The sequence below is a fragment of the Microcoleus sp. FACHB-68 genome, assembly GCF_014695715.1.
Lineage (GTDB): Bacteria > Cyanobacteriota > Cyanobacteriia > Cyanobacteriales > Oscillatoriaceae > FACHB-68.
On the sequence record NZ_JACJOT010000008.1, the window covers coordinates 659428 to 680164 of the forward strand.

Here is a 20737-nt window from a genome sequence, read left to right on the forward strand (position 1 = left end):
TTAAGCTAAAAAGGTGAGGTCACGATGGAGAAATATAAACCATTTTCCTGCCATGTTCTGTTACTTGAATTAATATCAACTAACGGAATACCGTAGTCTATACGCGCTGTCAGGCGATTAGCAAATTGGAACCGTAAACCCAAGCCGGCAGAAACCAGCGTATTCGGCTCAGGTGCCTCTCTGCCAGAGCTATTCCAAGTTGTACCAATATCAATAAATGGGGCAACTTGCAAAACTCCTTGCTGATTGGGTAAACGATAAATTGGAATCCGAATTTCTGCGGAAGCAAAAGCGCCGTTATCGCTCAGTAGCGCATCTTGCCGGTATCCGCGCACACTTTCAAGACCGCCTAAGCCAAATTGTTCTAACGGTAAAAGTGCTCTAGATGCTAGCTGCACATCGCCGCGCACTAACAGCAACGTATCTGGAGCAAATTGTCTCAACCACTGCGCCTGTCCTCGCCACGCAAAAAACCGGCTGTCGGGAGGTTCAGCGTTGACGGTTGCTCTCTCACCGATTCCTAAACTAAATTGAGAACGTGCAGCGAACACTTGCTGAGCATCTCGCTGTGTCCAGTCCTGAAAAAACCGAATCGCATTAATTCGGGTTTGCCCTTGCTCGTTGGCACCCGGAGACAGCGCAAAAGGCACATTTAACAGCGTTGTATCACTTTCTTGCCGGTTTGCACTTAAACCCAGAGCAAATTCTCGCGTCGGAGTGAGAATTAAAGGCTGGCGCACGCTTACCTCATAGTTGCGCGATCTCGCCTCAATATCGACTTGATCGAACGGAGGCTCGATAATATTGCTACTGCTTCGGCTATAGGCAAAAGTAACCGCGCCATTACGAGCGTTGAAGGGTAAAGTATAGCTGCCATCAAACGCATTACTACCATCTGTATTGGTATAAGCTAAATTGAGGCTATCTCCTAGCCCCAGCACATTACCTTCGTTTAAGTTTATTTGGCGTCGGAAACTTCCAACACTTGGAGTTCGGCCATTATCAAACGTGAGCTGATGACTGAAGGAATTTGCCTCTGTCACCGTTACATCTAGCAAGCTGCTACCGGCACGCGAACCGGCAGAAAGTTCGGCAGACACCGTTGCAACTAAAGGGTTGAGCTGCAGCAGTTGCAAGGATTCTAGCAGTTTGTTGACATTTAGCGGTCTGCGAGTGGCAATGGCGATGCGGCTGCGAATATAGTCGTCGTTCAGGCGGTTAGTGCCGGCTATATTAATATCTTCTAATTCCCCTTCAACGATTTGGATGATGACGACACCTCCATCCAAAGTTTGCGGCGGAATTAGCGCCCCAGATGTGATAAATCCTTCGTCGGTATACAGTTTAGTGATGGCAGAACGTGCTTGCAGCAGTTCGGCAAAGGTGAGGGCACGTCCGGTTAATTCCAACTCATCGAGTACCTGGCGTAACCTTTCATCACTGAATGCTGTATTGCCCTCAAACTCAAAGCGTTCCACCTGAATATTTCCAGGAACGTTATCTGGAACCAGTTGTTGGGGGGGTGCCGGCGTGGTGGGAGGCTGTAGTAATTCTTCTGGGGGTGGCAGCAGTTCCGGGGTTGGTAGCGGTGTGGGTTCTTGCGGACGAGGAAACGGCAACGGAACTTGAGAGGGATCAACCGGCTGCGCGAGTAGCTCTCCAGTAGTCGAGACAAAGTAGAAAGAAAAAGCAAAAAAGCAAGAATAAAGAAGATTATACGCTTTGATTTCGCTTTTTATAGGATTGTTTTGTTTCAATGGCATTGGGTGGAACCTTTGGTCGGGAGCGTCTGAAAAATATATTGGCCTATTGAGTCCCCTTAACGGAAATTTTCGATACAAAATGTCAGCTAATTTTTACAAGCGTGAGACGCACCCCTGGCAGCCCCGTGCTAATGGCTAATGAATAGCTATCTAGTTTAATACAAATTTAAATTCCTTTAACTTGACACTGCCGGCAGAAAATGCAGTTTCTCCGGGATAGCATAACAGTAAACTTGTTTAGAGTCGGTGGCTTTTCCAGATATCTAGGTGCCGGTGTAGCGCGTATTGGGATAAAGCCAGGGTTGATTAACAGATTATTATTCTTTTTAAGAAGTTTTTGTCCTTGAATGTTGAAAAAGCCCAAACGCCCTTATTATGTCTAAATTTGAAAAGCTTTGATAAATTATTGAATCCCGGCGTTATTGCAAGTTTGGTTTACCCAGACTCTTACTTGCCGACAAAGAAACTCTCTTGATGCCAAGTTGAGTGCCGGCGCGGATCAAAACCGGCTTGACTGTGTCCCTGGCCATAATCTGTGCCGGTCTGTCCAGTGTCTCATCCCAACTCAAATCGGCAGCGCGTGTAGCCATAAAGCCGGATTCGGCTACCTAGCTTCCCAGGATAAATGAGCCAATTTCAGCCATAGCCGACACATAGCAGCAAAACTTAACACAAACAGAACAGCGAGACTTCGTCCTTCGGTAGCCGCGCTCTGATAGACTTTAACACTTGAGTAGGCTTATGAAACGACGCAAAATCAGCAGTTGGGAGGATAGTATTCGTGGAAAATACGCTCGGTCTAGAAATTATTGAAGTTGTTGAGCAAGCTGCGATCGCATCCGCCCGGTGGATGGGGAAAGGCGAGAAAAACATCGCTGACCAAGTGGCTGTAGAAGCCATGCGGGAACGGATGAACAAAATTTATATGCGAGGCCGGATCGTGATTGGCGAAGGGGAGCGCGATGAAGCCCCCATGCTCTATATCGGCGAAGAAGTTGGCATTTGTACCCGCGAGGATGCTAAAGCTTATTGCAACCCCGATGAACTGATAGAGATCGACATCGCGGTTGACCCCTGCGAAGGTACTAACCTCGTTGCTTACGGTCAAAACGGTTCAATGGCAGTGCTCGCCATTGCCGAAAAAGGTGGGCTGTTCGCCGCACCCGACTTCTATATGCGGAAGCTAGCCGCACCGGCAGCCGCTAAAGGCAAGGTCGATATTCGCAAGTCTGCAACCGAAAACCTCAAGATCATTGCCGAGTGCTTGCAGCGCACAGTTGAAGAACTCGTGGTCGTGGTCATGGACCGGCCCCGTCACAAAGACCTGATTAAAGAAATTCGTGAAGCTGGGGCACGGGTACGCCTAATCAGCGACGGTGACGTGTCAGCCGCTCTGTGCTGCGCGTTTTCTGGCACCAATATCCACGCGCTCATGGGCATCGGCGCGGCTCCTGAAGGCGTAATTTCAGCAGCAGCCATGCGCTGCTTGGGCGGGCACTTCCAAGGTCAATTGATCTACGATCCAGAAGTAGTGCAAACCGGCTTGATTGGTGAAAGCCGAGAAGGAAACCTCGCTCGCTTGAAAGAAATGGGCATCACAGACCCCGACAAGATTTATGATGCTCACGAACTCGCCTCTGGGCAAACCGTGCTGTTTGCTGCTTGCGGCATCACCCCCGGAACCCTGATGGAAGGCGTTCGTTTCTTTCATGGTGGAGCACGGACGCAATCTCTGGTCATTTCTAGCCAATCCAAGACGGCTCGGTTTGTTGACACTATCCATATGTGGGAAGAAACACAGAGGCTGCAATTGAAATAGTCACCTTGTAGGGCATGGGGGATTGGGCATAGGGCATAGGGGATGGGGGATTGGGCATAGGAATAGCTAGGTGGTGATTTAGTAGTTTCCCCGGCCCCGTCCCTTATCTATCGTGAGATATTGCACACTCGTCCCATGCCCCATGCCCCATGCCCCATGCCCTCTTCCCCATTAGCAATTAGCCATTAGCAATTAACCATTAGCAAATGAATATTGCAGTTGTAGGTCTTAGTCACAAAACAGCCTCGGTAGAAGTTCGGGAAAAACTGAGCATTCCGGAACATCAAATTGAATCAGCCATCGCGGCTTTAAAGTCATACCCGCATATTGAAGAAATTGCCATTCTCAGCACTTGCAACCGTTTAGAAATTTATTTGGTGACAAGTGAAACTGAGCAGGGTGTGCGGGAAGTTACGCAATTTTTGTCAGAACACAGTAAACTTCCTCTGCACCAGCTACGCCAGCATTTATTCATTTTGTTGCACCAAGATTCGGTGATGCATTTGATGCGCGTAGCAGCCGGCCTGGATAGTCTGGTTTTGGGAGAAGGGCAAATTTTGGCTCAAGTCAAAAACACCCACAAACTCGGCCAGCAATACGCCGGCATCGGACGTATTCTCAACCGGCTCTTTAAGCAAGCACTGACAGCCGGCAAACGAGTTCGGACAGAAACCAGCATCGGCACAGGTGCAGTTTCCATCAGTTCAGCAGCCGTTGAGCTAGCTCAGCTAAAAGTCCAGAATTTAGCAGCTTGTCGCGTCGCAATTGTCGGTGCCGGCAAAATGTCTAAACTTTTGGTACAACATCTAGTATCAAAAGGAGCTGCTCAAATTTCAATTCTCAACCGTTCCTTGCGCCGATCTGAAGAATTAGCCAGTCACTTCCCAGACGCGCAAATACAGTTGCACCTGCTGCCAGAAATGATGCAGGTGATCGCCCAATCAGATATCGTTTTTACCAGCACATCCGCCACAGAACCACTGCTGGATCGTGCCAAACTAGAAGCATTTTTGGTTCCAAACCAGCCTTTAATGCTATTCGATATTTCCGTTCCTCGCAACGTCCATGTGGATGTGAACGAGCTAGAACACGTTCAAGCATTTAATGTCGATGACTTGAAAGCCGTTGTGGCTCAAAATCAAGAAAGTCGCAGAAAAATGGCGATGGAAGCCGAAGGATTGCTTGAAGAAGAAGTAGAAGCCTTTGATGTTTGGTGGCGCTCACTCGAAACCGTCCCTACCATCAACAGCCTACGGGAAAAAATCGAAACCATTCGCGAACAAGAGTTAGAAAAAGCCCTCTCCCGTCTGGGTTCAGAATTCGCTGAAAGACATCAAGAAGTGATAGAAGCCATGACGCGAGGCATTGTGAATAAAATTCTGCACGATCCAATGGTGCAGTTACGCGCACAGCAAGATATTGAGGCGAGACGCCACGCAATGGAAACCTTGCGGCTGCTGTTTAATCTAGAGACAGAAACTCGCTCAAGCGAACAATATAGCTGATCCGATTTTAGATTTTAGATTTTGGGTTTTGGATTTTAGATCGCGATCAGTTAGTGATGATTGGTAAGCACTCAAACGTCAAAGATAACTGACAACGCAACAGGCAGGCGCAAGCCAATAAAAAAACGGTGGAAACTGATACGGATAAACTCGCATCATTACGCCACACAACTGACAAGTCACGGTCTAAAATTTAAAATCTAAAATCTAAAATTGCTATGTTTGTTTGGTTGAAAAAACGCGGGTTTCAATTAATTAGCTTGGTGATAGGGCTATGGCTAACTGTTGAATTTGTTACCTACATCACAGCAGAAAGTTTTTGGTTTCAAGAAACTGGGTATTTACAAGAGTTTTGGTTGCGGCAGCTAACCCGTGCAGGACTGTGGTTGCTGGCGCTGTTCGTCACAACCGGCTTTCTGATCGGAAATTTGGTACTTAGCAGCCGGTTTAAGCATCCCCAAACAACAGAACTTCAGAGGAGTCGGGAAGCAAATTCTCCCCTCTTCTCCTCATCCTCCCCGCTTCCCCTCTCCCCCTCACGACTCACCTTGCCGTGGCTGCTGCCGGCAGTCTTTGCTGTGGGGTTATTAATCGGGGCGATCCTGCTTCAGTATGGCTTAGTAGCGGCTAGTTACTGGAATTGGAGCGCCGGCTTGCTTGGGGTGTCTCGCACTCAATTCTCTCAGCTACAGCCAGAAGCACTTTCCCAGGTGTTGCGGCAACTCCCCTACCAACCCTGGCAACTACTCGGTGTTGCCGGCGTAGCGCTTGCCGTGGTGCTCGTCCCTCAGTTGCTGTGGGCGATCGCACTTCTGATGAGTTTAGGCTTTGGTTGGATACTCTCTAACAACTGGGCCAAATTTTTGCAGTTTATCCATGCCACCCCTTTTAGCAATAGCGATCCCCTATTCGGTCACAATATCAGCTTCTATGTGTTTCGGCTGCCGGTGTGGGAACTGCTAGAATTTTGGCTTTTCGGGCTATTTTTTTACGCCTTGCTCGCAGTCACCCTAGTTTATTTACTTTCAGGAAACAGTCTTTCGGAAGGGCGTTTTCCAGGCTTTTCTCAACAGCAACAGCGACACCTGCACGGGTTAGGGGGATGCTTAATATTGCTTGTTGCTCTCAGCCATTGGCTGTCGCGCTATCGTTTGCTCTATTCAACCAGTGGCGTCACTTATGGAGCCGGTTATACCGATGTCAAGGTGTTGCTGCCGGCTTATGGATTGCTGAGCTTCCTTGCTTTGGGACTCTCTATTTATCTGCTGGCGCGGACAATTTTTTGGTCTGGCGCGGCTAAGAAAAAGATAGAAACGAGAAAGCAAATACCAAGATTACCTGATTTTCAATTCTTACCTCGCATTTCCCGCTCTCCCTCACTCAATCAATACAGCCGCACACCCTATCCTCGCCCATTTCTGTTTGCCCTGGGACTTTATTTGATATTGGTCGTAGTAACCAATATTGCTCTCCCCCCGGCAGTTCAGCGCGTGCTCGTTCAACCCAACGAACTGGGACGGGAGCGCCCCTATATCCAGCACAGCATTAACTTGACCCGCCGAGCGTTCGATCTGACGAATATCGAAGTTATAACCTTCGATCCAGAAGGGCAGCTCACTTACGCAGACATTCAAGCAAACGATCTAACTATTCGTAATATCCGCGTCTGGGATCAGCGTCCGTTGTTGCAAACCAATCGGCAATTACAGCAAATCCGACTGTACTATAAGTTTCCAGATGCCGATATTGACCGCTATACCCTGAAAGCAGATCCCAACCGTAGCAGAGGCATCCCGCCGACGAGATCGCTGAAGCAGGCGGACACAGGAAAAGACAACCAAAGAGTTCAAGAAACACAGAGACAACCCATCGCCGATAGCGAAGAAACAGAAAAACGACAGGTGCTATTGGCAGCGCGGGAGTTAGACTACACAGCCGTTCCCCAGCAGGCTCAGACTTGGCTGAATAAACATCTGATTTATACCCACGGTTACGGCTTTACCCTGTCGCCGGTGAATACTGTTGGCCCTGGTGGGTTGCCAGACTACTTCGTCAAAGATATCGGAGTTGGAGAAACCACGCTACGCACCTCTAGCGAAAGAATTCGCGCCAGTATCCCCATCGCCAAACCCCGCATCTACTATGGCGAAATCACCGATACTTACGTGATGGCACCCACCAAGGTTAAGGAACTGGATTATCCCAGCGGCGATGATAATGTTTACAACACTTATGATGGTGCCGGTGGAGTGCCAATTGGTTCTTGGTGGCGTCGATTGTTGTTTGCCAAGTATCTCAACAACTGGCAGATGATGTTAACTCAAAACTTTACGCCCCAAACAAAGGTACTGTTTCGCCGCAACATTAATCGCAGGGTGCGGACGCTTGCGCCGTTTCTGCGCTATGACAAAGACCCGTATCTGGTCGTCGCCAAAGGCAATCTCGACAAAAACCGTGCCGGCACCTCTTCTGCTACCACGGCAGGCACCTCCCAGGAAAACTACCTGTACTGGATTATTGATGCCTATACAACCAGTGATCGTTATCCCTATTCAGATCCGGGCCGGTATGAATTTAACTATATTCGCAACTCCGTCAAAGTTGTTATTGATGCCTACACCGGCAGCGTCAACTTCTTCATTGCTGATCCCCAAGACCCCATTATTAAAACCTGGAATAGCATCTTCCCCAAAATGTTCAGACCGCTCAGCGAGATGCCGACTTCCCTTCGCAGTCATATCCGCTATCCCGTAGATTTTTTCGACATCCAATCTGAACAGTTGCTCAACTACCACATGACAGACTCCCAGGTGTTCTACAACCGGGAAGACCAGTGGCAAGTCCCTAATGAGATTTACGGCAACGAAACGCAGCCGGTGGAACCCTACTACCTGATTATGAAGTTGCCAACCGCCGAATTTTCAGAATTTATTCTGCTTAACCCCTTCACACCCACCAGCCGTAACAACCTCATCGCATGGCTAGCCGGTCGCTCAGATGGTCAAAATTACGGCAAACTGTTGCTCTACCAGTTCCCCAAACAGCGACTCGTCTATGGCCCAGAGCAAGTTGAGGCCCGCATTAACCAAGATCCAGCCATCTCTCAGCAAATATCGCTTTGGAACCGGCAGGGTTCACGAGCGATTCAGGGAAATCTTTTAGTAATTCCGATTGAACAATCCCTGCTCTATGTTGAACCCCTCTACCTTGAAGCGGAGCAAAATAGCCTGCCCACATTAGTCCGCGTGATTGTGGCTTACGAAAATAGAATCGCAATGGCAGAAACCGTTGAGCAGGCACTGGAAGCAATTTTTAAGGGTGAAAAAGCCACAACGCCGGTGATTCTATCTCCAGGCGATGACGCAACCCCACAACTGGGAACGCCCCTCACACCGCAACCGTGAGGAAAGTGCTGAGTTTAGTTTTGGCTGATTGTCCGAGTATTAGAAGCAGATGTTCGTGTTGCGTCGTTTCCTCTTGACTTGGATCGGTAAACTTGTGAGTGTTGAAAACAACATTACTTGAGATTTGTTATGGATGCGAGTAAAGCACTCTGGCAACGCTATCAGCATTGGCTCTACTACCACGAAGGCTTAGAATTTTACGTTGATGTCAGTCGGATGCGATTTGATGACGCTTTTGTTGAGGCAATGCGGCCACAATTTGAGAAGGCGTTTAAAAATATGGCGGATCTCGAAGGGGGGGCGATTGCTAACCCGGACGAAAACCGCATGGTGGGCCACTACTGGCTGCGAGATCCTGACTTGGCACCGGCACCGGAACTCAAACAAGAAATTGTTGAAACTTTAGAGCAAATCGAAGCGTTTACTCAAAAAATCCACAGCGGCACCATCCACCCTTCCGACGCACCCAAGTTTACGGATGTGCTTTCAATTGGCATTGGGGGTTCTGCCCTTGGCCCGGAATTTGTGGCCGCTGCCCTCGCTCCAGATGTGCCGCCGATGGCCATTCATTTTATTGACAATACCGATCCTGCCGGCATTGACAGCCTACTCACTCGAATCCAAGACCGGCTGCCCACGACGTTAGTTTTGGTAATCTCCAAATCTGGGGGAACGCCTGACACTCGCAATGGCATGATTGAAGTGCAAAAAGCCTTTGCCAACCGGCAGCTTAACTTTGCCAAACACGCCGTCGCCATCACCGGCCACGACAGCACTTTAGACAAGCTAGCCAAGTCTGAAGGCTGGTTAACCACATTCCCTATGCACGATTGGGTGGGAGGACGAACCTCTGAATTGTCAGCCGTTGGGCTGCTACCAGCGGCGCTACAGGGCATTGACATCCATGCCATGCTGGCGGGGGCTAAGGAAATGGATGCTGCCACGAGGAAGCCTCAAATTAAGGGAAATCCAGCCGCTTTGCTAGCGCTATCTTGGTACTATGCCGGCAACGGAAAGGGCGAAAAAGACATGGTTGTGCTGCCCTATAAGGACAGTCTGCTCCTGTTCAGCCGGTATCTGCAACAGCTGGTTATGGAATCGTTAGGTAAAGAAAAAGACCTGGATGGTAACATTGTTCATCAAGGCATTGCAGTCTATGGCAACAAAGGCTCAACCGATCAACACGCTTATGTGCAGCAACTACGCGATGGGGTGCCAAATTTCTTCCTTACGTTTATTGAGGTCTTAGAAGACCGGCAAGGCCCATCACCAGAAGTAGAACCGGGCATCACATCGGGAGACTATCTGTGTGGCTTCCTTTTGGGCACCCGGCAGGCGCTTTACGAAAATCACCGGGATTCAATTACCGTGACGATTCCTCAGGTAAATCCCCGCACTGTGGGTGCCTTAATTGCCCTGTACGAACGAGCCGTGAGTTTGTATGGGTTTCTGGTGAATGTTAATGCCTACCACCAACCGGGTGTAGAAGCCGGTAAAAAAGCCGCTGCTGTTATCCTTGATTTGCAGAAACGCGTATTACAAGTGCTGCAAACCGAAAGCCAACCGCTTTCCTTAGAAGCTATAGCCACCAAAGCCAATGCACCTGACCAGATCGAGGCGATTTACAAAATTCTGCGCCATCTAGCGGCTAATGACCGGCAAGGCGTCAAATTGCATGGCAATCTTGGCGAACCCGCTAGTTTGAAGGCAGTTGTGACTTAGGACAGGTGTTTATTCCGCTACAGTTGACCTAGTCTAGAAGTGGAAACTCGGCTTTTTTAGATTTTGGATTTTGGATTTTGGATCGACCAAAAATTCAAAATCCAAAATTTAAAATCTAAAATCCTTATGTTTGCTGTCTGCGCCCCATGCCCTTGACAATTCTTGTTGTTGATGACGATCCAGGGACTCGTCTGGCCATCAGCCATTACCTTGAGATGTCTGGCTACTCAGTTATCACGGCTGAGAATGGTCAAGAAGCCTTGATAATGGTTGATGAATACCAGCCGCATTTGATGGTGACAGACATCATCATGCCTCGGATGGATGGCTATCAACTGGTACGGCAAGTCCGCCAAAGGCCGGCTTTTCGCTTGTTGCCAGTTATTTTCTTAACCGCTCGTACCAATACCGAGGAACGAATTCGCGGCTACCAATTAGGGTGTGACATTTATTTGCCAAAACCCTTTGAATTGGATGAATTGGGAGCAGTTATTCGCAATCTATTAGAGCGCTCACAGCTAATTCAATCTGAGTGGCGATTCTCCTATCCAGATGCCTTACGCTCTCCAAACGGTTCGGTGTTGCCATCGCACCTCCCTCAAGGTGAGGCATCTGAGGCTAAGCCAATCCCTGCACCCGATAGCGAGCCGATGCTTCCTCTCACCCAAAGAGAACAAGAAGTTTTGGATTTACTAACGGTTGGTCTTTCTAATGTTCAAATTGGCGATTCTCTCCACCTCAGTCCCCGGACTGTGGAAAAGTACGTTAGCAGTCTTCTGAGAAAAACCGCAACCAGTAACCGAGCAGAACTGGTTCGTTTTGCAATGGAGCATCATTTAGTAAAATAGCTAAGGGCTAATGGTTAATCGCTAATTGCCATCAATTATGAACAATTAGCCATTAGCCATTAGCCCTTGAGTTTGAGGCTTGATTGTTAATAATGTGCTGTAATAGACCCTGACAGGCATCTAGAAGTAAATCAATTACATAGTTAAAGCCGTCGGAGCCGCCATAATAGGGATCGGGCACTTCTTTGTCGTTGTGGTGGGTGCAAAAGTCACACATCATTCTGACTTTGTCTCGATATTTGCCGACAGGATCTAGGGAAATAATATCCCGGTAATTCTCCTGATCCATTGCCAAAATTAAATCAAATTTTTCAAAGTCTAGTTTCTGAAACTGACGCGCTTCACCTAAAAATTTCATCCTCCGCTGACTGGCAGCCGCAACCATGCGCCGATCCGGTGGGTTACCAACGTGATAGCTAGCAGTGCCGGCAGACTCACAAATAATCTGATCGCTCAAATTTGCTTCTGCGATCAGGTGGTTCATGATATTCTCGGCTGCCGGTGAACGGCAAATATTCCCAAGGCAGACGAATAAAAGCTTGTAGGGCATTCGTAAATATCTCTGGTTCTGTAAATGAGAGGGTCAGCCTTGCTTTTCCCAACGTATCGATTAACGCCCCAGAGCGTTTGCGAAAAAGCCAAAAGCAAGATTGGCTCACCTCTGAAGTGGCTGGGGTCTTCAGGCTAAGTTAAGCGACAAAATTATACCATCTTATTTCTTAGATTCGAGCTAGAGCGTTATTGGCCTTGTTTTCCATTGTTTGGAAACTTACTACAAAATGGAAGGTGCCGCGTTTGGCCGCTCGTTAAGTCTTTGCTGTTGTTGGAAAATTACAGATTGAGAAGTGCTAGCTAGACTGTAAGCACTCACACCCTTGTCTTGACCGACCATACACAAGAGTGCGACGCTTTTGCAGGTGCGCGGCTTAGTGTGCGACCCCATCGGTTTTTATAGGAAATTGCTTGATGTTTAAAAGCAAACGCGGAATTTATCAAACCCGCCGTCCATTCCCTAAGCCACTGGCGATCCTCTTGTCGATCCCTGTGGCGCTAATTGTCTTGGAAATACTGATCCGCATTTTGACGGCAATTACCGGCTTCAGTGATGAATTGGCAGCCTATGAAGCCGAACGTAAAATAGTCACCGCATACCGGCTCAAATTTCTCAACCAAGCACAAGTCCCCTATGATGGACTCTCGAATAGAGGGTCTTTGATCGCTCAAGGAAATGAGCTGCTCGGGTACAAACTTGCTAAAAACCAACAGAGCGATTTTTGGCGTATTAATGAGCAAGGCTTTCGGGCTGATGAGCCGGTGGCATTACAGAAGCCTCCGGGTGAAATTAGAGTATTTGTTTTAGGGGGAGCGGCGGCTTTTGGCTACCTCAGTTTAAACAATCAAACGACCTTGGCCGGCCAACTCGAACAGCGTCTGAACCAACAGGCGGGGAAGCAACAGCCCAACTCAGAGGAAACTCCCTCGGAGAACGAACAAGGGGAAACACCGGCTTCTTCAGTCCGAATACGGCAGGGTCAGTATCGCGTCATCAATGCTGCCGTACCGGGTTATACCTCAGGCAATGAAGTCGTTCAATTAGCCCTTGAGATTTTGGCTTACAAACCCGATCTGATCGTGGTTTTGAATGGTTACGAGGACTTGATGTTACCCAGCACTCAGCAAGGCGCTGATATTCCAGGGACACAAACCTTCTTGCAAAACGCTTCCACTCATTTCTCAGCCGCTGTGACTCAGGGGTGGCAAAATTGGATCTCTCAAAGTTATCTCCTTAAAGGAGTCCAATACTGGATATTGCGGCCTCATGAAGCTCCGCTCAAAGACTATGCCAACCAATTGAGTCTAGTTGCCGACAATTCTGTACTTCCCCCAGCCAAACAGTTAGCCGATGATGCTGATGAACTGCAACGCAGGGTGAGCCGGTACGGGCATCATCTCCAGCAAATGGCTCGTCTTACGGCAGCGGCGAATGTTCCGTTAATTGTGGCGGTTCAGCCGGAAATTACGGGCCGGGGGCAAAATAATCCCATTCCCGATGAGCGGGAGATTTTAGAGCAGCTAGGAAAATCCTACGCTCAAAAAGTTGAACCAGGGTTTCCACAATTAGGGGCAGTTGTCAAGGATGTAGAGCGAGAATTTCCCAAGAATGTAACGGCGCTGAATCTCTATAATTTTTATGCAGACTTTCGCGATCCAGCTTTTCAGGATGCAGTTCATTTGTCCGATGTTGCCAATACACAACTTGCCAACCACCTATCGGAAACCGTTAATAAGGCGCTGCAAACGCAGACGAAACCCCCAAATTAGCCCGGTGAAAGGCTAGGGGCAACAGGCACGGGAAATGCTGTTAATGCTGTTAAAAGCAACGCTAGGCGCTCAATATTTCTGCCGGCTGAGCGCAGGTGTGTTTGAAGATTAGGGTGCGGGTTTGACTCATCGCTCAGCCAATGCAAGGACGGTTGGGCAAATGAGAACTGCTGGCGAGAAAGAGAAGGTATCTCAGGGTGAGTCTCGCCAGCGATGTTAGCCGGATTATTTAACCACTTCCAGACTAGAAACGTGATCGATGCCTTAGCAAGCGCGAAGAGAGCCGTTACAGACCGGGCAGATTAAGTCCCCCTGTCAACTCTTCCATACGCTCTCGCATGGTTGTCGTGGATTTGTTGTAGGCATCTTGCATGGCGATGGTGACGAGTTCAGACACAACATCTGCGCCTTCACCCAGTGCATCCGGTGAAATCACCACCCCACGGGGTTCTTGATTTCCACTGACAATAACCTTGACCAAACCGCCGCCGGCTTGTCCCTCGATTTCCATTTGATCGAGTTCTTCTTGGAGCTTTTTCGCTCCTTCTTGTACCTGCTGGGCTTTTTTAAAAGCTTCGGTCAGCTCTTTCATTTTCCCCAGACCGAAGCCAAATCCCTGTCCTTTTGACATAATTTCTAAACTCTGAATGGATTAGGGTTGCATTTGACAGACTGCCGTTTCAGCGCTTTGCGCTTGATCGGGCAGACACAGACTTCTCGCTTTTTCCTGCATTTAATGCTGACGCAGTTCGAGTTTTACGCCGGCAGATAAAGATCCACAAAGGCGTGGACTGGCTGCTTCAATTGACAAGAAGCCCCAGCCAGAGAGCCGGTGATTGCTCCAGATACTCATGTTACCAACTGTAACGTCTGATAGGAGCGCGACCCGTCAAAAGAAAGTGAAAAGTTAAAAGTGGGTAGGGTCGCCCCCACTCACTCAGATGACCTAGATATCCTACCTGCCGCTGACTAAATCGGTTGAAATTCTCCGAGTATTTTAACTTCTGGTTCTAAACACAAAGACCAACGCTGTTCCACCTGTTCCTGAACATAACGGATCAGTTGGAATATCTCATTTGCGGTGGCTCCGCCACAGTTGAGAATAAAATTAGCATGGCGCTGGGCGACTTGAGCGCCCCCAATTTGATAGCCCTTGAGACCGGCTTGCTCAATTAACCAGGCGGCTTTGAGAGGATTGGGATTGCGAAAAACACTGCCACAGCTAGGCAAATGGTAGGGTTGAGTCGTTTGTCGCTGCTTGAGATGTTCTGCCGTTGCGGCCATCACCTTTGCCGGCTCTGCTCCAGGCCGCAATTGAAAAGTCGCTTGGCTAACTAAGCGATCACCGCCTTGAAGCCCGGAGGTGCGATAGTTGTAGTCCAGGTCTGGGGGGGTGAGAATGTCTACTTTGCCGCTCGGTGAAAGGACATGAGCATTCACTAAAATCTCGGCAGTACAGCCACCGTGGGCACCGGCATTCATCACCACAGCCCCTCCAACGGTGCCGGGAATTCCCACCGCCCACTCTAGCCCTTCCCAGCCGCGCTCTGCGGCTTGCCAAGCGAGGCGAACAAGCGGTTCGCCGGCGGCAGCGGTCACTTGGCCGGTTTCTGCATCAAAGTGGGAGTGGCGCAAGTGGCGAGTGCAAATCACTAAGCCGTCTAGGCCGTGATCGCTCACCAATAAATTAGAACCGGCACCCAACAAAGTAATGGGCACACCTTCAGCAACCGCCCACTCGAAACTTGCTTGCAAGTCTTCCAAGTGGCGTGGCGCAATGTACCATTCAGCAGGGCCGCCTACGCGAAAGGAGGTTAGAGTTGCCAAGGAAACTTGAGACTTAATTTGACAATTCGTTCCTGGCAGGGAAATTGGCGAATCTGGTTTCAAAAAATTGGCCTCGGAAGTGGCTGTCACACTAGCAGTTTTGAAAACACTCGGAGGATCATAGGAAAGAGTCATGATAATTTAGGTGCTTAAATTCCTATAGACCTACATTCTGAAAGTGGGTAAACAAGCGCTTTTTTTGCTTGTATCAGGGCGCAAGAAACGGATGTTTCAGCAGATCAGGCGCGACGGTGCCCTTCGTGAGACCGTTCCTGCTCTGACTTTTCATAAAAAGTCATGACCTCTGGAATGATCTGATTTAGGTTACCCGCTCCCAGAAATAAGGCCACATCGCCAGGAAGGAGCGTTTCTGTTAGAAACGTACAAACTGACTGTAATGATGGTTGATAGTGCACCTGATGATGGTAAGTGGCAACTAAATCGGCAACTTGCTGACCACTGACTTGCCCTAAGTCCGGTTCACCGGCGCTATAGATATTCGTAAGAACAACGATATCGGCATCGCTAAAAGACTGGGCGAATTCTTGTAGGAAGGTGAGGGTGCGGCTGTAGCGGTGGGGTTGAAAGATCGCCACAACCCGTCCGTTCGATTTGCCATTATGGTTTTTGGTGGAACTGGCCTCGCGATCCTTTGCTCGTAGACTCGCTGCTGCCAGGGTGACCCGGAGTTCGCTGGGGTGGTGGGCATAGTCATCGACAAATAAAATGTCGTTGTGTTCACCTCGAACTTCAAAACGACGCCGTGCGCCTTCAAACGTGGCGACCGCGTCGGCAATTGCGGCAAAGTCTAAGCCTAACAACCGACCGACTGCGACTGCTGCCAGGGCGTTGCTGAGGTTATGCCGGCCTAGCAATTTCAAGTTCAGCTGTCCCAAGATTTCTCCGCGTTCCCACACTCTGGCCGTGGTGCCATCTGCGCGGGTCGCAATACAATCGGCAGTATAGTCGGCTCCAGTTTCTGGATCTAAGCTATAGCTAATTTTTGGTTTGAGGCTATCTCTGACCGTGGGGCAGTCAATACAGCCCACCAAGGTTTCGCAGCGCCCTTCAAAAATTTTGAACGTGGCGATTACTTCATCAAGGTTGGCGTAGTGGTCTGGGTGATCGAGTTCGATATTGGTGACAACGCCGATTTGGGCTGAAAGCTTGACGAGAGAACCGTCTGATTCGTCTGCTTCTGCAACTAAATACGGCCCTTCTCCCAGTCGGGCGTTGCCTTCCCAGGCTTTGACTTCTCCCCCCACCACGATGGTTGGATCTAAACCGGCCTGCATCAGCACATACCCGATCAAGCTACTCGTTGTTGTTTTACCGTGGGTGCCGGCTACAGCAATGCTTTGGTAATCTTTGATCAGGGCGGCCAGTAAATCTGAGCGGTGGAAAATCGGACACCCCAAGTCAATCGCCGCTTGATATTCGGCGTTGCCTGAGTGAATTGCTGTTGAGCAGATCACTTGGGGTAAGTTTGCCGGCGACTTAGCAACCTTGGATGTGCTTTCCAGCGTTGTGGTTGCTGCTGCCGCGCCCTGCTTAGAACTCTCGCTCACACCGGCAGGTGCAAACGTTGCTCCAGTTTGATCGCTTGCCGGCTTAAAAAATTCTAAATTACTTGCGTCTTGACGCCAAAAAATATGAGCGCCAGTTTCCTGCAACCGCTGAGTAATATGGCTAGATTTAAGATCCGAGCCATATACGGGCAGCTGACGCTTAGCTAGAATATAAGCGAGGGCTGACATTCCTATTCCGCCGATTCCGATGAAATGGAATGGCCTGCCGCTGAAATCTACAGAACTCAGCATTTTTAGCTCCTTACACACCACACCACGCCAATAACACGCGATATCATATCAGGAATTCCTTTTTCCCGATACAACCCAGGATAGATTTAGACAAGTCTGAAAGTTTAGTTTCTCACTTTAAAGCAATGACGGCACAGGTGATCTAACTCTTAGATGCTCATTTCTCTATAGCAAGTGTATTTATCTTGACTGTTTAACTTACATCTGTTGTCCTAGGATTTCCTGAAAAAACACTAATGCTGTTGGCATCAGCAATCAGGAACTCGGATTTCTTCAAAAGCCGTATTGATGGCTTCTGAGAAACACCTGTTAGATATCAGCGCTACTAGAGTTATAAATCTGACTATTTGATAGGTATCCGGACGAGCCGGCAATCTTGAGGTTATTTTGGCACAGGGAGGACAAATGGCTATATTTATTAAGCTCTTTGGCAAAATCCAGCGTTCGAGACTGCAGGGATGAAGGGTGGTTGTGAAGGTTTAGGTACGCAGAAAGTCGCTGTTTTTGGGGGCACCTTCGATCCGGTTCATTTAGGGCATCTGCTAATTGCCCAGACTGCTTCGACGCAGGTGGAGCTTGATCGGGTGATTTGGGTTCCCACTCGCTACCCTCCCCATAAATCTTCCCGATCATTGGTTGAGTTTGAGCGTCGCTTGGAAATGGTGCGGCAGGCAATCGTAGAGAATCCGGCGTTTGTTGTCTCGCCGGTAGAAATTAATCGCACCGGCTCTTCCTATGCCATCCAAACTTTTATGGAGCTTCAGGAACTCTATCCAGCGATTCAGTGGTACTGGATTGTTGGAGCAGACGCATTCCAGACACTGCCCAAATGGCACTGCCGCGACATTCTAGCTACGTCTGTTGAGTGGTTGGTGGCCCCCCGACTGCTGCGAGGAAGTGCTGCTGAAGAGGTCGGTAAGACCTGCTGGAGCGATGAAATTTACTTGGAGACTCAGATACTTTGCCAACAAGTGGCCCACCATCTGGCTCATACGTCGATGCCGGTGCGCTGGCAAGTTCTGCAATCGCCTTTGGTGGCAGTTTCGTCAAGTTTAATTCGCCAGTTTTGCCGCGAAGGGCGCTCAATCCGTTACTTAGTGCCGGAAGCCGTTAGGATTTACATTGAAACTGAGAACCTTTATCAATCGGCAACTAATCAGTAATGATTCATTCGGATTATATGCAAAGCATTACTGAGGTAAATTCGTTTTATCTATTGATTACGCTTGAGTAATTTTTTTATAATTGAAAATCATCGCAGTTAAAAATGCATTCAACTCGGTTGGGCCGGCTGGGGGTGCCGGTGAGCAAAAATAGCCATTAGCTGTGCGCCCTAGCCCAGTTAAAACCGGCCACTTGTTGTTTAAGAAGATGGAGAGCATAGACGGTACTCTTTTGTGGTATCTTCAACACCAAGTCCCAAAATATAGGCTGGGGCGAACTAGGTATCTATTAAGAAAACAAAGGGGCAAGACGCAGTGATTAGAGTCGCGATCAACGGGTTTGGACGCATCGGACGTAACTTCATGCGCTGCTGGATTGGCAGAACCAACAGCCAACTTGAGGTCGTTGCTATCAACGACACTTCTGACCCAAAAACCAACGCTCACTTGCTGAAATACGACACGATGTTGGGCAAGTTGGACGCCGATATTAGTGCCGATGACAACTCCATTACCGTCAACGGTCATACAGTTAAATGTGTATCAGATCGCAACCCTTTAAACTTGCCCTGGGCTGAATGGGGAATTGACTTGATCATTGAAGCAACAGGTGTGTTTGTTGACAATGCCGGTGCTTCAAAGCACATAGAAGCTGGAGCTAAGAAGGTACTGATCACAGCACCTGGGAAAGGCTCAGACATCGGCACCTATGTGATGGGTGTCAATGACAACGAATACGAACACGACAAGTTCAACGTCCTGAGCAATGCCAGTTGTACAACCAACTGCTTGGCACCCGTGGTCAAGGTGTTGCACGAGAACTTCAATATTATCAAAGGTACGATGACCACCACCCACAGCTATACCGGGGATCAGCGGCTGCTAGATGCTAGCCACCGGGATGTGCGACGCGCACGGGCTGCGGCAATGAACATTGTGCCTACCACCACCGGCGCTGCGAAAGCGGTTGCTTTGGTGATTCCAGCCATGAAGGGCAAGCTCAATGGCATTGCTATGCGAGTGCCAACACCTAACGTGTCGGTTGTGGATTTTGTGGCTCAGGTTGAGAAAAGAACCTTCACTGAAGAAGTCAATGAAGCGCTGCAACACGCGGCACAAGGTCAACTCAAAGGCATTTTGGAATACAGCGATCTCCCCCTGGTTTCTTGTGACTATAAGGGGAATGATGCTTCTTCCATCGTGGATGCTAGCCTGACAATGGTCATGGATGGCGACATGGTGAAGGTTCTTGCCTGGTATGACAACGAGTGGGGCTACAGCCAACGGGTTGTCGATCTGGCTGAATTGGTGGCTCAGAAGTGGGTTGCTTAGGACGTTGGATGTGGGATTTAAATTTTTAAACCGTTGATTCCGTAGGTGAAACTTGAATGTGCTACGCTCGTCATTCAAGTTCCACCTACGTTTGCAGATAAACGCAGATATTTTTAAATGTGGTTAAATATCTGCGTTTTCGTTTATCTGGGTTCGTAAAAATTTAAAATTAGAAATGTTTAAATCCTTGGTTAAGAGTCAGTTGCTGATCGGGATAAATACCGGCATTGTCTGTTAGCCAAACACCAGCTTGGGAAGCAATTGTTCCGACAATAGCTGCACCGGCACCCAATTGATTTAGCAATTTCTGAGCAACGGCTGCCGGCAGGCAAAGTACGAGTTCAAAGTCTTCTCCGCCATATAAAGCCCATTCTAAAGCGCGATCTGCCGGCACGAGTTGATTGAGTGCCGGCGGGATGGGAATGCTGTTGCGTTCAATTTTCGCGCCAACTGCACTGGCTTGACAAATTTGCACGATAGCGTCTGCTAATCCATCGCTGCTATCCATACCGGCTACAGGGATTGGAGATTCCAGAGCGAAAATTTCCCAAAGTAGCGGCAATACATCTAATCTGGGTTTGGGGCGTTGGTGAGCGAGTGTGAGGCTGTCTCGCTCAGCCGGCTGAAGATTTTGACCAAATTCTGGATGCAGTAATAATTCTAAACCGGCACGGGAGGCTCCGTGAAAGCCGGTGACGATAATGGCATCTCCAGGTTGAGCTGCACAACGACGGATGATCCGATTCGGGTAAGCTTGACCAAAGGCGGTGATCGAGAGGGTAATTATTGGGGAACGGACAATATCGCCGCCGACGATGGGGGTGTTGTGCTGTTGCAGGCAGCTTTGCATTCCTTGATAGAGTCTTTCAACCCAACTGACAGGGGTAGTGCCGGTGATGCCTAAACCTACCGTAATTCCTGCCGGTTGTGCTCCCATTGCTGCGAGATCCGATAAATTAGCCGCAGCAGCACGCCAGCCGGCATCTTCTGGGGATGTTGTACGTTCGCTAAAATGAACGCCATCCACCAACATATCAGTTGTGATTACTAACTGTTGTGCCGGTAACAAATTCATTACCGCCGCATCATCCCCCACCATATCTGGAGGACAGAATTTGTGTAATCGTTTTAAGAGTCCCTGCTCTCCAATATCTTGAACTTGTAAGGACGGAGGATTATCGGTCACGAGTTTTTACAACAATGCCGGTTTAA

At 48.9% G+C, this 20737-nt stretch carries 17 protein-coding genes; 8 read left to right on the top strand and 9 right to left on the bottom strand.

The window, feature by feature from the left end:
* Positions 1-5: 5 nt before the first annotated feature.
* Together H6F73_RS11730 and H6F73_RS11735 are read right to left on the bottom strand one after the other, a co-directional pair.
* Positions 6-1763: a ShlB/FhaC/HecB family hemolysin secretion/activation protein gene (locus tag H6F73_RS11730; RefSeq protein ID WP_190758932.1), complete on the bottom strand. Its 1758-nt coding sequence runs from the start codon at positions 1761-1763 to the stop codon at positions 6-8.
* A gap of 419 nt (positions 1764-2182) precedes the next feature.
* Positions 2183-2353 (bottom strand): hypothetical protein, encoded by a 171-nt coding sequence (locus tag H6F73_RS11735; RefSeq protein WP_190758933.1) that lies wholly within the window; start codon positions 2351-2353, stop codon positions 2183-2185.
* 191 nt (positions 2354-2544) lie between these two features.
* On the opposite strand from H6F73_RS11735, the gene glpX reads away from it, so the two are divergent.
* From glpX to H6F73_RS11760, 5 genes are all read left to right on the top strand, one after another.
* Positions 2545-3582 (top strand): class II fructose-bisphosphatase, encoded by a 1038-nt coding sequence (gene glpX / locus H6F73_RS11740; RefSeq protein WP_190758934.1) that lies wholly within the window; start codon positions 2545-2547, stop codon positions 3580-3582.
* Positions 3583-3788: 206 nt separating this feature from the next.
* Positions 3789-5087 (top strand): glutamyl-tRNA reductase, encoded by a 1299-nt coding sequence (locus H6F73_RS11745; RefSeq protein WP_190758935.1) that lies wholly within the window; start codon positions 3789-3791, stop codon positions 5085-5087.
* A 218-nt stretch (positions 5088-5305) separates the two neighbouring features.
* On the top strand, positions 5306-8491 hold the full coding sequence (locus H6F73_RS11750; RefSeq protein ID WP_190758936.1) for a UPF0182 family protein: 3186 nt from the start codon (positions 5306-5308) through the stop codon (positions 8489-8491).
* A 129-nt stretch (positions 8492-8620) separates the two neighbouring features.
* Positions 8621-10213: a glucose-6-phosphate isomerase gene (locus tag H6F73_RS11755; protein WP_190758937.1), complete on the top strand. Its 1593-nt coding sequence runs from the start codon at positions 8621-8623 to the stop codon at positions 10211-10213.
* A gap of 146 nt (positions 10214-10359) precedes the next feature.
* On the top strand, positions 10360-11061 hold the full coding sequence (locus tag H6F73_RS11760) for a response regulator transcription factor (protein ID WP_190758938.1): 702 nt from the start codon (positions 10360-10362) through the stop codon (positions 11059-11061).
* Between the two features lie 52 nt (positions 11062-11113).
* Here the strand turns inward: H6F73_RS11760 and H6F73_RS11765 are convergent, their stop codons facing one another.
* Positions 11114-11545, bottom strand: coding sequence for a low molecular weight protein-tyrosine-phosphatase (locus tag H6F73_RS11765; RefSeq protein WP_347239521.1), 432 nt, complete (start codon positions 11543-11545; stop codon positions 11114-11116).
* Positions 11496-11720, bottom strand: coding sequence for a hypothetical protein (locus H6F73_RS27270; protein WP_347239522.1), 225 nt, complete (start codon positions 11718-11720; stop codon positions 11496-11498). The genes H6F73_RS11765 and H6F73_RS27270 overlap by 50 nt, the downstream gene beginning before the upstream one ends.
* Positions 11721-12027: 307 nt before the next feature.
* Between H6F73_RS27270 and H6F73_RS11770 the strand changes: the two genes are divergently transcribed.
* Entirely contained in the window at positions 12028-13383 is a 1356-nt protein-coding gene (locus tag H6F73_RS11770; RefSeq protein ID WP_190758940.1) for an SGNH/GDSL hydrolase family protein, read from the top strand.
* 286 nt (positions 13384-13669) lie between these two features.
* Here the strand turns inward: H6F73_RS11770 and H6F73_RS11775 are convergent, their stop codons facing one another.
* The 3 genes from H6F73_RS11775 to murC form a co-directional block, all read right to left on the bottom strand.
* Positions 13670-14014, bottom strand: a complete 345-nt coding sequence (locus tag H6F73_RS11775; RefSeq protein WP_190667965.1) for a YbaB/EbfC family nucleoid-associated protein — start codon at positions 14012-14014, stop codon at positions 13670-13672.
* Positions 14015-14352: 338 nt separating this feature from the next.
* Complete coding sequence (murB, locus tag H6F73_RS11780; protein WP_190758941.1) at positions 14353-15345, bottom strand: UDP-N-acetylmuramate dehydrogenase; 993 nt, start codon at positions 15343-15345, stop codon at positions 14353-14355.
* Positions 15346-15449: 104 nt separating this feature from the next.
* Positions 15450-17030, bottom strand: coding sequence for a UDP-N-acetylmuramate--L-alanine ligase (gene murC, locus H6F73_RS11785; protein ID WP_190758942.1), 1581 nt, complete (start codon positions 17028-17030; stop codon positions 15450-15452).
* A 458-nt stretch (positions 17031-17488) separates the two neighbouring features.
* On the opposite strand from murC, the gene nadD reads away from it, so the two are divergent.
* A complete protein-coding gene (gene nadD, locus H6F73_RS11790) occupies positions 17489-18193 on the top strand; it encodes a nicotinate (nicotinamide) nucleotide adenylyltransferase (protein WP_190758943.1) in 705 nt (234 codons plus the stop codon).
* A gap of 57 nt (positions 18194-18250) precedes the next feature.
* On the opposite strand, the gene H6F73_RS11795 is transcribed toward nadD, so the two are convergent.
* The gene (locus H6F73_RS11795) at positions 18251-18412 is read right to left on the bottom strand and encodes a hypothetical protein (protein ID WP_190758944.1); all 162 of its coding nucleotides are present in this window, start codon (positions 18410-18412) and stop codon (positions 18251-18253) included.
* A gap of 96 nt (positions 18413-18508) precedes the next feature.
* Between H6F73_RS11795 and H6F73_RS11800 the strand changes: the two genes are divergently transcribed.
* A complete protein-coding gene (locus H6F73_RS11800) occupies positions 18509-19525 on the top strand; it encodes a type I glyceraldehyde-3-phosphate dehydrogenase (RefSeq protein WP_190758945.1) in 1017 nt (338 codons plus the stop codon).
* Positions 19526-19694: 169 nt separating this feature from the next.
* Here the strand turns inward: H6F73_RS11800 and thiL are convergent, their stop codons facing one another.
* A complete protein-coding gene (gene thiL / locus H6F73_RS11805) occupies positions 19695-20711 on the bottom strand; it encodes a thiamine-phosphate kinase (protein ID WP_190758946.1) in 1017 nt (338 codons plus the stop codon).
* Positions 20712-20737: the final 26 nt, after the last annotated feature.

Coding starts and splice junctions, on each gene's coding strand:
- H6F73_RS11730 (WP_190758932.1), bottom strand. CDS start 1,763: ATGCCATTGAAACAAAACAATCCTATAAAAAGCGAAATCAAAGCGTAT.
- H6F73_RS11735 (WP_190758933.1), bottom strand. CDS start 2,353: ATGGCTACACGCGCTGCCGATTTGAGTTGGGATGAGACACTGGACAGA.
- H6F73_RS11745 (WP_190758935.1), top strand. CDS start 3,789: ATGAATATTGCAGTTGTAGGTCTTAGTCACAAAACAGCCTCGGTAGAA.
- H6F73_RS11750 (WP_190758936.1), top strand. CDS start 5,306: ATGTTTGTTTGGTTGAAAAAACGCGGGTTTCAATTAATTAGCTTGGTG.
- H6F73_RS11755 (WP_190758937.1), top strand. CDS start 8,621: ATGGATGCGAGTAAAGCACTCTGGCAACGCTATCAGCATTGGCTCTAC.
- H6F73_RS11760 (WP_190758938.1), top strand. CDS start 10,360: ATGCCCTTGACAATTCTTGTTGTTGATGACGATCCAGGGACTCGTCTG.
- H6F73_RS11765 (WP_347239521.1), bottom strand. CDS start 11,545: ATGAACCACCTGATCGCAGAAGCAAATTTGAGCGATCAGATTATTTGT.
- H6F73_RS11770 (WP_190758940.1), top strand. CDS start 12,028: ATGTTTAAAAGCAAACGCGGAATTTATCAAACCCGCCGTCCATTCCCT.
- H6F73_RS11775 (WP_190667965.1), bottom strand. CDS start 14,014: ATGTCAAAAGGACAGGGATTTGGCTTCGGTCTGGGGAAAATGAAAGAG.
- murB (WP_190758941.1), bottom strand. CDS start 15,345: ATGACTCTTTCCTATGATCCTCCGAGTGTTTTCAAAACTGCTAGTGTG.
- murC (WP_190758942.1), bottom strand. CDS start 17,030: ATGCTGAGTTCTGTAGATTTCAGCGGCAGGCCATTCCATTTCATCGGA.
- nadD (WP_190758943.1), top strand. CDS start 17,489: ATGAAGGGTGGTTGTGAAGGTTTAGGTACGCAGAAAGTCGCTGTTTTT.
- H6F73_RS11795 (WP_190758944.1), bottom strand. CDS start 18,412: ATGCTCTCCATCTTCTTAAACAACAAGTGGCCGGTTTTAACTGGGCTA.